This is a genomic window from Pseudoruminococcus sp. (assembly GCF_047012705.1).
GTDB lineage: Bacteria > Bacillota > Clostridia > Oscillospirales > Acutalibacteraceae > Pseudoruminococcus.
The window spans coordinates 28,573-43,592 of the sequence record NZ_JBKXNW010000010.1; the positions used below are offsets into that span (position 1 = coordinate 28,573).

A 15,020-nucleotide genomic window follows, 5' to 3' on the forward strand; every position below is an offset into this window, starting at 1 on the left:
AATGAACAACCGTTGAAGCTAAAGAAATTTTTTGTCTAAATGACAGTTCATTGATAATTTTTTAATCTGCGACAATTAACTACCCTTGAAAGTATCGAGCGAGGTTTGCCGAGCAACTACGCATCTTGATTGCGGAGGCACTCCGCCAAACAAAGTTCACCATTAAGAGAAAGAGATGTTAAAGGTGTCGCCCTTAAAATCCACGAGGGACACTACCTCTCGAACTGAACCTTGAGTGTCTTTTGGGCAGTTTTTTAGCTAATCAACAGTTTATTGATAATTTCTTCTACCACATCTTAGAGAGAGTTATTTCGCACTTTCTTCAAGGCACTCTGCTAAAGCGTTGCCAAGTAAACTACCTGCAAGCTTAACTTCATTTAAGCTATTGCCGTCCGTGCCGACTTCTATAAGTAACGAACCTGTATTCGCATTCATATTATATACGAAATCTCCGAAATTCAGCGGTCTGGTCATACCCGGATATAGCGTTTCTGCCGTCTGCTGTAGCCTTAGTGCGAAACGAAGATTATATCGCCATTCCGGAAAGTCTCTTACTCCATCAACATCGCAACCCGCCATAATCATTATCTGTGCCGCCTTTTGCCCATCAGCAGTCGTAAAGGTCGGTTTTTTCATAGCACCGTCCTCATCTGTACTGAACGCATCTCTATGAATATCCAAAACCACCTTTATTGATGGATATTTTTCAAGATAGCTTTGAATGGTTTCCATACTATTATCATAAGCTCCGTTATAGCTTTCATCGTGCTTTGTGGTATCGTGTATGGTCTTTATGCCACGCTTATTGAGAGATTTTGTTATAGCCGCACCAACCGCACATACATTTTCGTTATTATCATCTGTTCTTGGATAGTAGCTTTCATAATAATATCCTGTATCGTATTTAAGATAGCTTTCTCCTGTGTGCGTATGTACTATCAAAACTTGTGGCTGGTCGGTTTTTTCGACTTTAAAGCCAAGTTCTTCGCTTAATTCCTCGCCTATATCTATATCCGCAGAGGCATTATTCTTGACATAAAAATTATCATACTTCTTCCCTGCGCCCGTTATATTCGTTTCATAGACAGTATATTTATTTTCGCCCTCGTGAGCCTTATCATATTCTGCAAGTTCTTCTTCGGTAGGCTCTGAAAGTTCTGCATTTACTGGGACTGCATCTGCTTTTTTAGGTGGCTTTTGGGAGGATTCCTGTTTTTTATCTTCTGATATTTCGCTTGGCTCTTGATTTTCAACTTTGCTTGTTTCTTCAGTATCGCTCATCGAGGTATTACCTGTCGGCAAAGAAAGTTTAGCTGCAAAAACCATAGCCTCGTTATAGTCAGGAGGAGAACTAATTACTCTGAATATCACACAAACCACCGCAAGAACCGACAACAAAGACGCCGATATATGCGGAATAAATTTTTTAATGCTTTTAATTTGTTTTTTCTTCATATTGCTCCTCCTCGAAGATATATCCACTGCTTATATCATAGCCGAAGTATTCTGCGAAAAAAGAAAATTTATGTATGATATGAAATTTATTTTAAACGTATGAAATTTTTGGGAATATATTCCGCAAAAGAACGGTTTTTATTGTCTTTTATCTTATGATGTGGTATTATTTAGTAAAAGCTAAGGGGAGATTCTTATGAAAAATTCAAAGAAACAAGATTCTGGCGGTGCTATGAAATTATCCGTCTGGTGCTTTGTTATATTTCTGCTGATTACCGCTTTACAATTGGTTATTAAGATAATGTTACCTATGGTTGGCGATATTTATTTCTATGCACTTAGCATTTCTTTCGTTCTGCAAATGCTCACAGGAATTATAAGTGTAATTGCCTTTATAATAAGCTGCATAAAACGAAAAGCTCTATCCTTTGGATTTGCAATTATTACAATAATTATGCTCGGCTGTGTTATCGGTGAAGGGTACTTAGGTATGCCTTATATAAATGATTTCAAGAATAAGACTACAAGCGTTATAACGAGCGATTATTCAGTAATCGGCAAGGAAAACAACAAGAGCATATATTTTGCCGATAACAAAAATAAAGAAGAGGCTCTCAGACTTGATAAAAATACACTCAGCTATCTTGAAAATAATAATGCAATAGATGTAAATAATTCATATGTCAGCAATACTTCATACCTACACCATATCAATTATATTGATATAGAATATTATCCAAACACAGGAATACTAAAGAAAATCACAGTTATTGAGCAATAAGCAGACTTTACCTTATCTTGACTTATATGTTAAAATGTCGTAAAATTAGTGCATAAGTGGCGTGTGGCGAAGTGCCTCCGCTATCAAGATGCGGTGCGTAACCGCACAGAACGAGAAGCAAAATCACATCAGGCAACTACCTGCGACAAGTCTCGCTCGAAACTTGCATGAAAAGTTTATTGTTGCTGATTAAAAAATTAGTAATGAATTGCCGTTTAGTCAAATTATTTTTTCAAAGACAATTAAAAGCTTGCAGGGTTGAGGGACAATGTCTCTCGTGGGTTTTAAGGACAAAGCCCTTAACATAGAAAGAGAGGATTTATAATGATAAGTTTAGCAAGAGAGGCGACACTTTTGATGTCGTCACTTTCAATATACAGAGGAATATTAAACCGCACTGTGCCTAAGGCTTTCTTTAAGCTGCTTTGCTCGCTCGATAAAGAACCTATCGAATTTGCCGGCGCTTGGGGAGAATTTTTCCAAGTTCTTAGTGATAGAGGTTTCGCCAGCAATTTTGCGGGCTGTATAACAGAAACCGCTCTCTTTGACGAGAACCGTTTTTCTATGCTTGCAGCAGATAACCGCATAAATGAACTTTCCGCAGAGGCTTTATCCGCAACTAAGCGTGATATTGCCGCTATCATTAAAATTAGCCGAATTACCCCTGAACAAATTCTTCTCGGCTACGAACACAGAGATGAGCTTGGTTCTTTTGAACATTCGTTGCCAAGATGGGGTACTGGTAAGCCTTGTGAGGAATTTGCTACTCTAAGAGAATGTGTAGACAGGCTTGTAAATTATTATGCAAAAAATGGCTGTGGTATGTTTGCAAGATACAGAGCCTTTATATGGAGAAACGGCAGTATTGAACCTGTCGTACACCCTGATAAAATCTCTATTTCCTCACTCAAGGGCTACGAGATACAGCGTGGGCTTGTTGTTGATAACACTAAGGCTTTCCTTAACGGCATACACTGCAATAACTGTTTGCTCTATGGCGACAGAGGAACAGGCAAGTCCTCAACTGTAAAGGCTATCCTCAATGAATTCTATAAGGACGGTCTTAGAATGGTAGAAATGCCTAAGGACAGGCTCGGAGACTTTCCTATACTTGTAGACAAAATTGCGGCCCTACCGCTTAAATTTATCATCTTCATAGATGACCTTTCGTTCTCTACTGACGATAAAACTTATGCACAGCTCAAGGCTGTTCTTGAGGGCGGTCTTGCGGCTCGCCCTGACAATACTCTCATTTATGCAACATCTAACCGCCGTCACCTCATTAAAGAAACCTATTCTGACAGAGGCAACGACGATATGCACAGAAATGATACTATGCAAGAAACCCTCTCGCTCTCCGATAGATTTGGTCTTGCAGTTAATTTCAGCGTTCCTGATAAAGAAAACTATCTTGAGATTGTTCGTTCACTTGCAAATGAAAAAGGTCTTGAAATAGATATAGAAACCCTTGAAAACGAGGCTGAACAGTGGGCTTTGGAACGTGGCGGTCGTTCTCCGAGATGTGCAAAGCAATTTGTCGCTATAGCAGAGGCAAGACAGCTTAAAAACAATTAACCTTTTTCAGAAAGGAAATGTAAAATGTTTAAGAAAATTGTTGCACTGGCACTTGCGGCAGGTATGGTGCTTTCAGCGGCGGCTTGTAATTCAAACCGTTCTGAAGAATATCCTGTGAAATTGGCCAACATTACAATAAGTAAAGCCCCCGACAGAGTTGTCGTACTTTCGGATTCTATTGCAGATATTCTCGTTTCCTGCGGATTTATCAAGAAGATAGAGGGTAGATCTGATGAGTGTACTCAGGAAGAAATTTCAGGCGTCAAAACGGTCGGCTCTAAGCTAAAACCCGACCTCGAAAAGATTTCTGCACTAAGCCCTGACGTTATATTTGCCGACAGCGATATGCCAAAGGAACAGCTTACTAAGCTGAACGAATCGGGATTTACAGTAATCACCTTCGTTCCTGCGACAAGTATGAGCGGTATCAGCGACCTTTTCGGAAATGTTGGTGCGGTTATGGCAGGCGAAACAACAGGCAGAGAAATCGGTGAGGAAAGAGCCGAAACTCTCTCTGTAACTATGGACGACCTACAAAGACTCATTCCAGAAAGCAAGGTTCTTGTAACTGCTTGCTATCTATATGACGAAAAAGGCACTTCACTCAAGGACGATACGCCTTCTGGCAAGCTCTTTGAATATCTCAATGCCGTTAATGTCTGCAAAGCCGGTGTTGCTGATGACGAGGCTTTCAATGCACTAAAGCTTGCAAATCCGCAATATATCTTCTGTGATATAGGCGTTAAAGATAAGATTATGAAAAGCGAGCTTTTCAAAGACTTTTCTGCCGTTAAGAATAAACAGGTTTATGAGCTTTCATCAAAGCTTTTTTCTCGTCAGGGAAATTCTCTTGTAGAAGCTCTTACGGATATGATTGAAATTATGTATCCTTCGGTTTCTATCAATCCGGAAGACCCCACAAAGAAAGATGAATCGAGTAAGGCCGAGTCAAGCAAAGCTGAATCAAGCAAGACCGAATCAAGCAAAGCTGAATCAAGCAAGACCGAATCAAGCAAGGCTGAATCAAGCAAGACCGAATCAAGCAAGACCGAATCAAGCAAGGCCGAATCAAGTAAAGCTGAATCAAGCAAAGCTAATACCACAAAGGTTAAAGCCGATACTTCCTTAAAAATAACTAAAGATATGTTCTTTGAGTTCGGCGACATTGAGGACGATATCAAGAAGGTTCAAAATCGCCTTGAGGTTCTCGGATACTTCAAAGAAGAAAAGTCCGGTTACTACGGAGAAGTCACTCAAAAGTCCGTAAAGGCTTTCCAAAAAGCCAACAAACTCAAGCAATCCGGTGACTGCGATTACGAAACCTTAACTCTTATGTTCTCCGATAAGGCTAAAGCTGCAGGATAATTTCTCAGTCTTCATTATATAAAATATCTCAAAAAATTCTTGACAAACTACGCCGAATATGATAATATTATATTCGGCTCACATAGGGGTATAGCTCAGTTGGTAGAGCAGCGGTCTCCAAAACCGCGTGCCGAGGGTTCAAGTCCTTCTGCCCCTGCCATTTGGCCCGGTAGTTCAGTTGGTTAGAACGCTAGCCTGTCACGCTAGAGGTCGTCGGTTCGAACCCGATCCGGGTCGCCAATTTTGCTGGTATAGCTCAGGCGGCAGAGCGCATCCTTGGTAAGGATGAGGTCGGCAGTTCGAGCCTGCCTATCAGCTCCAGTCGAGTGCCTCGACACGCATTACGCGTGCGGGGCATTTTCTGTTTTAAGTTATCTTCACGCGTCTGAATATGAGTATGTTAGCAGTAAACTTAACCACTTAATCAAGCCTTTCTTCGGAAATGGGCTTGATTTTTTATACCTAAAAAAGTCGATTTGTCTACTATTGCGAAAAAACAAAGGCTACTGAACGCTAAAAGAGCGTAAACAGCAGCATTCTATTTTATGCCTTTTTAAGCTGTAATATTTCCGAGGGTATCACCTGCAACCCTATCGGCTTAGACTGCTTTGAAAATATTTACTATTTTGCTGAATACAGACAAAAAAATCCCGACAGACCATATCAGCCTGCCGGGAATAATTTTTATTTAATTAAAGGCTCTTGATAAGCTCTTTAACTCTTGCCATAGCCTCTATTGTCTTATCTCTGTCGCCGAATGATGTAAGGCGGAAATAGCCTTCGCCATTCTTACCAAAGCCTGCACCTGGTGTGCCGACAACATTAGCCTTCTCAAGGAGCAAATCGAAGAAATCCCAAGACTTCATGTCGTTCGGGCAACGAAGCCAGATATATGGGGAGTTCTTACCGCCTGAATACCAGATACCGAGTTCATCGAGAGTTTCTGCGATGATACGGGCATTTTCCTTGTAGTATTCGAGGTTAATTTTGCACTGCTTCTGACCTTCCTCAGAGAATACAGCGGCAGCACCACACTGAACAGGGTATGAAACACCATTGAACTTACTGCCCTCTCGTCTGCCCCAAAGCTGTGAAATTTTAACGACTTCGCCATTAGAAGCCTTGAACTCAAGTTCATTCGGGATAACTGTATATCCGCAACGCATACCTGTGAAGCCTGCTGTTTTAGAGAGTGAGCATATCTCAATAGCACACTTTCTTGCACCCTCTACGGCAAAGATACTTCTCGGAACATCGTCCTCTGTGATGAATGCTTCGTAAGCTGCGTCGTAGATAATAACAGCTTCGTTTGCAATAGCATAATCAATCCAAGCCTTGAGTTCGCTTGTCTTGAAAGCTGCACCTGTTGGGTTATTCGGTGAGCAAAGGTAGATAATATCAGCGTGAACTGATGGGTCCGGAACAGCGGAGAAGCCGTTTTCCTCAGTAGAATCAGCATAGATAACCTTTCTGCCGTTCATAAGGTTAGAATCTACATAAACAGGATATGCCGGGTCTGTGATAAGCACAACATTATCATCGCCAAAAATATCAACAATGTTTCCGCAGTCAGACTTCGCACCGTCGCTTATTCTGATTTCGTCAGTGGCAATGTCAACGCCAAAGCTCTTGTAGTAGCCAGCAACAGCCTCTTTCAGGAAGTCGTAGCCTGTACCGCTATCCTCATAGCCCTTAAAGGTTTCCTTAACGCCCATTTCGTCAGCACCCTTTTTAACTGCTTCAACAACGCAAGGTGCGATAGGCAGGGTAACATCACCGATACCCATACGGATAATTCTATCCTTTTTATCAGGATTATTTTTGATATACTCGTTAATCTTCTTAGCAATATTGATAAAAAGATAATTCTTTTCGAGTTTAAGATAATTTTCGTTTAACTTTGGCATTTTACTAACCACCTTTATAATAATTTGTTGTTAAGGGCGGTGGCGAGCCGCCACCGCCAAGACGCGGTGCGTGACCGCACAGGACAAGACGCGGAATCGCTCGACAAGTCTCGCTCGTAGTGAGCGTGGTAAGATAGTTGACGCGGTCGAGGAAATTCCCAATGAGCTACCGAACGGGCGAACATAGTTCGGTGGCGAGCCGCCACCACCAAGGGAAGTTTATTGACGCAGTCTGGGAAATTCCCAATGAGCTACCGCTTAGCTAACGCACTTCTCTAAGACACTCAAAAGTTTTGCTCAAGCTTTTTCAAAAGCTTGCAGTTTCCAAAGGCGGAGCCTTTGGTGGGTTTTAAGGGCAACGCCCTTAACATCTCTTTGCCCCCAAAGGGCGGACTTTGTCCGCCCTTATTAACTAATGTTGCTTTCAAACTTCCGAGCAAGCGAACAAGTTCTCCCCTACTTTGCTTCCCTATTCTCTAAAGAAGCCTTGATGAACTCTCTGAATATCGGGTGAGCCTTGTTTGGACGGCTCTTGAACTCTGGGTGATACTGAACACCGATATAGAATTTATTCGCAGGAATCTCAACAGCCTCTACAAGCAAGCCATTAGGAGATGTGCCTGTGAAGACCATACCGTTCTCTTCAAATATATCACGATATTTGTTGTTGAATTCATAGCGGTGTCTGTGTCGCTCTGCAACCTCCGGCTTGCCGTAGGCTCTTTCCATAATTGAATTAGGGTGAACCTTGCAAGGATATGCTCCGAGACGCATTGTTCCGCCGAGCGGAATATTTCCTTGTTGGTCTGGCATAAGGTCGATTACAGGATATTCTGTATCCTTATCAAACTCGCTTGAATTTGCGTGCTTAAAGCCGAGCTTATGGCGAGCAAACTCTATAACAGCGGTCTGCATACCAAGACAAATACCGAAATATGGAACATCGTTTTCACGAGCATATTTTGCGGCATTGATTTTGCCCTGAACGCCTCTGTCGCCAAAGCCACCAGGAACGAGTATGCCGTCACAATCGCCGAGAAGTTCATTGACTGTATATTCTGTGACAAGCTCTGCGTCAACCCACTTAATATCTACAACAGCACTATTCTCATAGCCTGCATGTCTTAATGCTTCGGCAACCGACAAATAAGCGTCGTGAAGCTGAACATACTTACCGACAAGAGCTATTCTGACAGTCTTTGCGCTATTTTTGATTCTTTCGAGCATTTTTTCCCACTCAGACATATCGCCGGCCGGAAGATTTATTCCAAGCTCACGGCAGACAATATCGGAGAAATTATTCTTTTCAAGCATCATAGGTGCTTCATAAAGAACAGGGAGAGTTATATTTTCAATAACGCAATCCGGCTTAACATTGCAGAACATTGCTATCTTCTTGAAAATGCTTTCCTCGAGCGGTTCATCGCAACGGAGAACGAGAATATCAGGGTTGATTCCGAGAGAACGAAGCTCCTTTGCGGAATGCTGTGCCGGTTTGGATTTATGCTCCTCGCTACCCTTTATATAAGGTACAAGGCAAACGTGAATAAACAAACTATTCTCAAGACCAACCTCGAGAGAAACCTGTCTTATCGCCTCAAGGAAAGGCTGGCTCTCTATATCGCCGACTGTACCACCGATTTCTGTGATAACAACATCAGCGTCAGAGTGCTTACCGACAGCGTAGATAAATTCCTTTATTTCGTTTGTAACATGAGGAATAACCTGAACAGTCTCGCCGAGATATTCGCCGTTACGCTCTTTCTCCAGAACATTTGAGTAAACCTTACCTGTAGTAAGATTTGAGAATCTGTTGAGGTTTTCATCTATAAAGCGCTCATAGTGACCGAGGTCGAGGTCGGTTTCTGCACCGTCCTCTGTGACATAAACCTCTCCATGCTGATATGGACTCATTGTGCCCGGGTCAACATTTATATACGGATCGAGCTTCTGTGCTGCAATTTTAAGTCCTCTTGCCTTGAGAAGTCGTCCGAGAGAAGCTGCTGTTATACCCTTACCAAGACCCGAAACAACTCCGCCTGTAACGAAAATATACTTTGTCGTCATAGCTCTACTTCTCCTTCAAATACTGTTTCTGCATTACCTGTGAGGAAAACTGCGTCATCTGTATACTTAATAACGAGGTCGCCACCCTTTAGCTTAACAGTGATGTCCTCATTCTTTTTGCAATAGCCGTTCTCAACCGCTGCAACTGCAACCGCACAAGCACCTGTACCGCAAGCCCAGGTTTCGCCGCTGCCACGCTCCCATACTCTCATACGGATTGTGTTGCTGTCAACTACCTTAACAAACTCTGCGTTTACTCTCTCTGGGAAGAGTGGGCTATTCTCGAATGCAGGGCCTACCTTATCTATATCAAGGCTGTCTATATTATCGCAGAATACTACGCAGTGTGGGTTACCCATAGAAACGCAGGTGATTTTATATTCAACGCCATCTATAAAGGCTGGCTCATTGATAATCTTGGTCTTATCCATAGCAACAGGGATATTCTTAGGGTTAAGCTCTGCCTTGCCCATATCAACTCTTACTCTGTTGACTAAGCCATCTTGCTTATATACTTTGAGTTTCTTGATACCGCTAAGGGTTTCAACTGTTGCCGTATCGCCCTGAACCATACCGTTATCAAAGAGGAACTTTGCAACGCAACGGATACCGTTTCCGCACATCTTACCCTCACTGCCATCGAGGTTGAACATACTCATCTTAGCGTCTGCAACATCAGATGGGCCTATGAGGATAACGCCGTCACCGCCGATTCCGAAATGTCTGTCGGAAAGTCTTATACTAAGTCCTTCCGGATTGTTAATCTTCTGGTTAAATGTATTGAAATAAATATAGTCATTGCCTATGCCTTGCATCTTTGTGAAATGGAGCTTAACCTTTTCACTTCTCATATCGTTGAGGTTGACTAGCTCTGTGCTTTCCTCAGAATACTTACTCTTTAGGCATTCTGCGAGTGCGTTTGCAGTGTCGATAGAAGTAAGGCAAGGAATATTTCTTTCAACTGTCTTACGGCGAATCTTAACACTATCTCTTGTAGGAATTCTGCCCTTAGAAGATGTAGAGATAACATAGTTGATGATACCGCTCTCGATAAGTGTGAGAGTATTTTCCTTAGCGTTATCGTGAATTTTAGGAACAACAATAGCGTCTATGCCGTAATCCTTGATAACCCTTGCAGTACCGACTGTTGCATAGATTGTAAATCCGAGGTCTGCATACTTTCTTGCAAGCTGACCGACTTCGTTCTTGTCGGAATTTCTTACAGTGATGAATACACCGCCGTGCTTTTTCATCTTGTAGCCTGCTGCGATAAGTCCTTTATAGAGAGCTTCTTCAAGTGTATTAGCAACACCGAGAACCTCACCTGTGGATTTCATTTCAGGGCCTAAGTGGTTATCAACATTTATAAGCTTCTCGAATGAGAATACAGGTACCTTAACTGCAAAGTAAGGAGCTTTCTTATAAAGACCTGTTCCCCAGCCCATATCTGCAAGCTTTTCGCCGAGCATAGCACGAGTTGCGAGGTCTACCATAGGTACGCCTGTAACCTTACTGATATATGGGATAGTTCTTGAAGAACGAGGGTTAACCTCGATAACATAAAGTCTATCATGATAGATAAGATACTGAATATTGACAAGTCCCTTTGTTCTGAGTGAAACTGCAAGATTCTTAGAGGTTTCAATGATTGTTTGAGTCATCTCATCGCCGATGTTCCAAGCCGGATATACAGCAATAGAGTCACCTGAGTGGATACCCGTTCTCTCAACATGTTCCATAATACCAGGAATAAGAATATCCTCACCATCGCAGATAGCGTCAATCTCAAGTTCGATACCCATAAGGTATTTATCTATGAGGATTGGATTTTCGATATTCTGTGCGAGAATGATAGCCATATATTCCTTAATATCGTCATCATTAAAGGCAATAATCATATTCTGACCGCCAAGAACATATGATGGACGCATAAGTACAGGATAGCCAATTTTATTTGCAACATCGAGAGCCTCGTCTGTTGTCATAACTGTATAGCCCTGAGGACGAGCGACATGATGCATTTCGAGAAGCTCATCAAAGCGTTCTCTGTCCTCTGCCATATCAATGCTGTCAGCAGATGTTCCGAGGATATTTACGCCGTGGTCGCTGAGGTATTTTGTAAGCTTAATAGCTGTCTGACCACCGAAGGCAACAACAACGCCATATGGCTTTTCTGTGTTGATAATGCCCATAACATCTTCATTTGTGAGTGGCTCGAAATAAAGTCTGTCTGCTGTGTCGAAGTCAGTAGAAACTGTTTCAGGGTTGTTATTTACGATAACAACATCAAAGCCAGCCTCTTTCAACGCCCATACGCAGTGAACTGAAGCATAGTCGAATTCGATACCCTGACCGATTCTGATAGGGCCTGAACCGAAAACGATAACTGTTCTTCTGTCGCTGTTCTGCTCCTCAATGAATGCCTCTGCCTCGTTGTCGTTGTCAAAGGTAGAGTAGAAGTAAGGAGTTTCAGCCTTAAATTCAGCGGCACAGGTATCAACCATCTTATAGACAGGAACGAGTGGATTTTCAACCTTTTTGCCTGTGATTTTTTCAATAGTTCTGTCGAGGAAACCGAGATTCTTAGCCTTTACATAAAGCTCTCTGCTCATCTCGCCCTTTTCATTCTCCATCTCACGCTCGCAATCGATAATATTGAGGAGCTTAGATAAGAACCATTCGTCAATGAGAGTTATCTCGTGGATTTCATCAACTGTAATTCCACGCTTCAATGCCTCATATACGCAGAAAGAACGCTCATCGTCGCAGACATGAAGTCTTTCTCTAAGTTCTTCTGTTGTGAGAGCGGCAAACTTAGGGCTATCCATTGTATCGTGACCGATTTCAGCACCGCGAACAGCTTTCATAATGGCCTGCTCGAATGTAGGAGCGATAGCCATAACCTCACCTGTTGCCTTCATCTGTGTGCCGAGTGTACGCTTTGCATAAACAAATTTATCGAAGGGCCACTTAGGGAACTTAACAACAACATAGTCAAGTGCAGGCTCAAAGCAAGCATATGTTGTACCTGTAACGGCATTCTTGATTTCATCAAGAGTATAGCCGATAGCAAGCTTTGCGGCAACCTTAGCAATAGGATAACCTGTTGCCTTAGAAGCAAGAGCAGATGAACGGGAAACTCTTGGGTTAACCTCAATAACAGCGTATTCAAAGGTTTCAGGGTTAAGAGCGAACTGGCAGTTACAGCCACCCTCTACGCCAAGAGCAGAAATTATATTAAGAGCTGCTGAACGTAGCATCTGATACTCCTTATCAGCAAGAGTTACTGTTGGAGCGATAACGATACTATCGCCTGTATGAACGCCGACAGGGTCGAAGTTTTCCATAGAGCAGACGGTAATTACATTGCCCTTCTTATCACGCATTACCTCATATTCGATTTCCTTCCAGCCTGCGATGCACTTTTCAACAAGAACCTGAGTAATAGGAGAAAGCTCAAGTCCGTTTGCAGTGATTTCACGAAGCTCGTCCTCGTTATTAACGATACCGCCGCCTGTACCGCCGAGTGTAAATGCAGGACGAATGATAACAGGGTAGCCGATTTCGTTTGCGAAGTCGACAGCAGATTCAACATCGTTTACAACTGTTGAAGGGATAACCGGCTGACCGATTTCCTCCATAGTATCCTTGAACATCTGTCTGTCTTCTGCTTTATCAATAGTTACAGGGTTAGCACCGAGGAGCTTAACACCGTTTTTCTCAAGGAAGCCCTCTTTTGCAAGCTGCATAGAGAGTGTAAGACCTGTCTGTCCGCCGAGAGTGGAAAGAAGGCTGTCCGGCTTTTCTTTCTTGATAATTCTCTTTACTGTCTTGAGGGTAAGAGGCTCGATATAGATTTTATCAGCCATAGCCTTATCCGTCATAATAGTAGCCGGGTTTGAGTTAATGAGGATAACCTCAAGACCTTCCTCTTTAAGAGCACGGCAAGCCTGTGTACCTGCATAGTCAAATTCGGCAGCCTGTCCGATAACGATAGGACCCGAGCCAATAACCATAACTCTCTTTATACTTTTATCCTTTGGCATCTCATTTACCCTCCTTCATCATATTTATAAATCTATCGAAAAGGAATGATGTATCCTGTGGACCACCGCAAGCCTCCGGGTGGAACTGTACGGAAAAAGCTGGCATATCTGTATATGTTACGCCCTCGCAAGTACCGTCATTTGCGTTAATAAAGCTTTCCTTTGCATTTGCCGGCAAAGATGAAGCGATAACGGCATAGCCGTGGTTCTGGCTTGTGATATAAACTCTGCCTGTGCCTACTTCTACAGCCGGCTGGTTTGCTCCACGATGACCATACTTGAGCTTTTCAGTCTTAGCACCCTGTGAAAGTGCGAGGACTTGATGTCCGAGGCAGATTCCGAAAGTAGGAATCTTAGCGTCACAAAGCTTTTTAAGCTCGGCAATCATCTCAACATTTTCCTCCGGGTCGCCAGGACCATTAGAGAGCATAATGCCATCAGGATTGAGTGCCTTAATCTGCTCTGCTGTTGTGCTTGCAGGCACGACTGTAACTGTGCAGCCACGCTTTACAAGCTCTCTTCTGATATTATACTTAGCACCGATGTCCCAAAGAACGACCTTGAATTTCTCGTCCTCTGCCTGATATGTTTCAAAATCAGAGCAGGTTACGGACTTTACGGCATCAACTATCTTATAAGGCTTGATTTCATTCTTGATAACATCTTCTGAAACCTTCTCGAAGGATATACGAGCGTTCATAACACCGTATTCACGAACGATTTTCGTAAGATGTCTTGTATCGATTCCATAGAGAGCAGGAATGCCTGCCTCCTTTAAAAAAGTGTCAAGCTGTCCCTCACACCTAAAGTTTGAGGGTTGCTGACACCATTCTCTTACGATATAAGCCTTCAAAGCCGGCTTTTTGCTTTCAAAGTCAGGTTTAATAACCCCATAGTTACCAATAAGCGGAAATGTCTGGCAGACAATTTGTCCATAGTAGCTTGGGTCGGTAAGTGTTTCAAGATAGCCTGTCATAGCAGTAGTAAAGACAAGCTCTCCTGTGGTTTCGGTTTGGGCTCCGAAAGAATAACCCTCAAAAACATCACCGTTCTCTAAGGTAAGGTATGCCTTTTGTTCCATTCTTTGACCATTCCTTTCGTGTGTATATTTAAGCAAAGCAGTTACCCAATTTGCATTAAAAGCATATTTTCTACAATTTTCGAGCCTTGTGGCTCATCTATAAGCTCTCAATCAGTTCTCATAGGTGCTAAGGATTCTCTTTGCGACCTCGACCTTTGTTATTCGCTGGTCCATAGCCTGTCGCTCAAGATACCTGTGCGATTGCGGTTCGCTCATAGAGAGATACTCCATAAGCACATATTTTGCCCTGTTGATTGTTCTTATATCCTCAATCTTCTTCTGAAGTTTGATATTTTCTTTACGAACTCCTTCAAGACGGTGTTTTGTCGCCTCAAGAAGCTTAATTGATTTAAACATCAGATGTTTGCTCAGCGGCTTTGGCAAAACGAAAACACCATAGTCCTCTGTTTTAGCCTCTGCCTGTTCCTCAATCTCTGCCTTGACAAGCAGGACAACGCCTGCATGAGTATTTTCGGAAACATATATCGACAGACCGTCACCGAACTCGTCAGTGAGCGGCGTATTGATAAAAACGAAATCGTATTCTTTTTCGAGTAATATTCGCCGAGCCTCCGAACCGCTCCTTACAATGTCGATAGTGGGACTTGAGATTTCACGAAGCAGTCCCGACAAAGAATCGGTACTTTTCTCTGATTTGGACACAAGAAGAACATTGTCCAAGTGCCGACACCCTTTCTATCTATTGTACATAATCCTGATAATTCTATCAAGTATTAAATGAA

At 42.6% G+C, this 15,020-nt stretch carries 9 protein-coding genes and 3 tRNA genes; 6 read left to right on the plus strand and 6 right to left on the minus strand.

The features are described from left to right. Positions 1-306: 306 nt before the first annotated feature. Complete coding sequence (gene spoIIP / locus ACLU24_RS10500) at positions 307-1,455, minus strand: stage II sporulation protein P (protein ID WP_412612493.1); 1,149 nt, start codon at positions 1,453-1,455, stop codon at positions 307-309. A 196-nt stretch (positions 1,456-1,651) separates the two neighbouring features. On the opposite strand from spoIIP, the gene ACLU24_RS10505 reads away from it, so the two are divergent. The 6 genes from ACLU24_RS10505 to ACLU24_RS10530 all read left to right on the plus strand — a co-directional run bounded on the left by ACLU24_RS10505 (position 1,652) and on the right by ACLU24_RS10530 (position 5,497). Continuing rightward, positions 1,652-2,236, plus strand: a complete 585-nt coding sequence (locus tag ACLU24_RS10505; protein WP_412612495.1) for a hypothetical protein — start codon at positions 1,652-1,654, stop codon at positions 2,234-2,236. A 324-nt stretch (positions 2,237-2,560) separates the two neighbouring features. Then, the gene (locus ACLU24_RS10510; protein WP_412612497.1) at positions 2,561-3,811 is read left to right on the plus strand and encodes an ATP-binding protein; all 1,251 of its coding nucleotides are present in this window, start codon (positions 2,561-2,563) and stop codon (positions 3,809-3,811) included. A gap of 24 nt (positions 3,812-3,835) precedes the next feature. Then, positions 3,836-5,176: an ABC transporter substrate-binding protein gene (locus ACLU24_RS10515; protein WP_412612498.1), complete on the plus strand. Its 1,341-nt coding sequence runs from the start codon at positions 3,836-3,838 to the stop codon at positions 5,174-5,176. Between the two features lie 84 nt (positions 5,177-5,260). After that, positions 5,261-5,336, plus strand: a tRNA-Trp gene (locus tag ACLU24_RS10520). 3 nt (positions 5,337-5,339) lie between these two features. Continuing rightward, positions 5,340-5,416 (plus strand) — tRNA-Asp (locus ACLU24_RS10525). Between the two features lie 5 nt (positions 5,417-5,421). Then, a tRNA-Thr gene (locus ACLU24_RS10530) sits at positions 5,422-5,497 on the plus strand. A gap of 371 nt (positions 5,498-5,868) precedes the next feature. Here ACLU24_RS10530 and ACLU24_RS10535 read toward each other — a convergent pair. The 5 genes from ACLU24_RS10535 to ACLU24_RS10555 form a co-directional block, all read right to left on the minus strand. Beyond that, positions 5,869-7,083, minus strand: coding sequence for an LL-diaminopimelate aminotransferase (locus ACLU24_RS10535; protein ID WP_412612500.1), 1,215 nt, complete (start codon positions 7,081-7,083; stop codon positions 5,869-5,871). A 456-nt stretch (positions 7,084-7,539) separates the two neighbouring features. Beyond that, entirely contained in the window at positions 7,540-9,150 is a 1,611-nt protein-coding gene (locus ACLU24_RS10540; RefSeq protein ID WP_412612502.1) for a CTP synthase, read from the minus strand. Continuing rightward, positions 9,147-13,196: a carbamoyl-phosphate synthase large subunit gene (gene carB / locus ACLU24_RS10545; RefSeq protein ID WP_412612504.1), complete on the minus strand. Its 4,050-nt coding sequence runs from the start codon at positions 13,194-13,196 to the stop codon at positions 9,147-9,149. The genes ACLU24_RS10540 and carB overlap by 4 nt, the downstream gene beginning before the upstream one ends. A 1-nt stretch (position 13,197) precedes the next feature. Further along, positions 13,198-14,277 (minus strand): carbamoyl phosphate synthase small subunit, encoded by a 1,080-nt coding sequence (locus ACLU24_RS10550; RefSeq protein ID WP_412612506.1) that lies wholly within the window; start codon positions 14,275-14,277, stop codon positions 13,198-13,200. 111 nt (positions 14,278-14,388) lie between these two features. Beyond that, the gene (locus ACLU24_RS10555) at positions 14,389-14,958 is read right to left on the minus strand and encodes an ANTAR domain-containing response regulator (RefSeq protein WP_412612508.1); all 570 of its coding nucleotides are present in this window, start codon (positions 14,956-14,958) and stop codon (positions 14,389-14,391) included. Positions 14,959-15,020 lie beyond the last annotated feature (62 nt).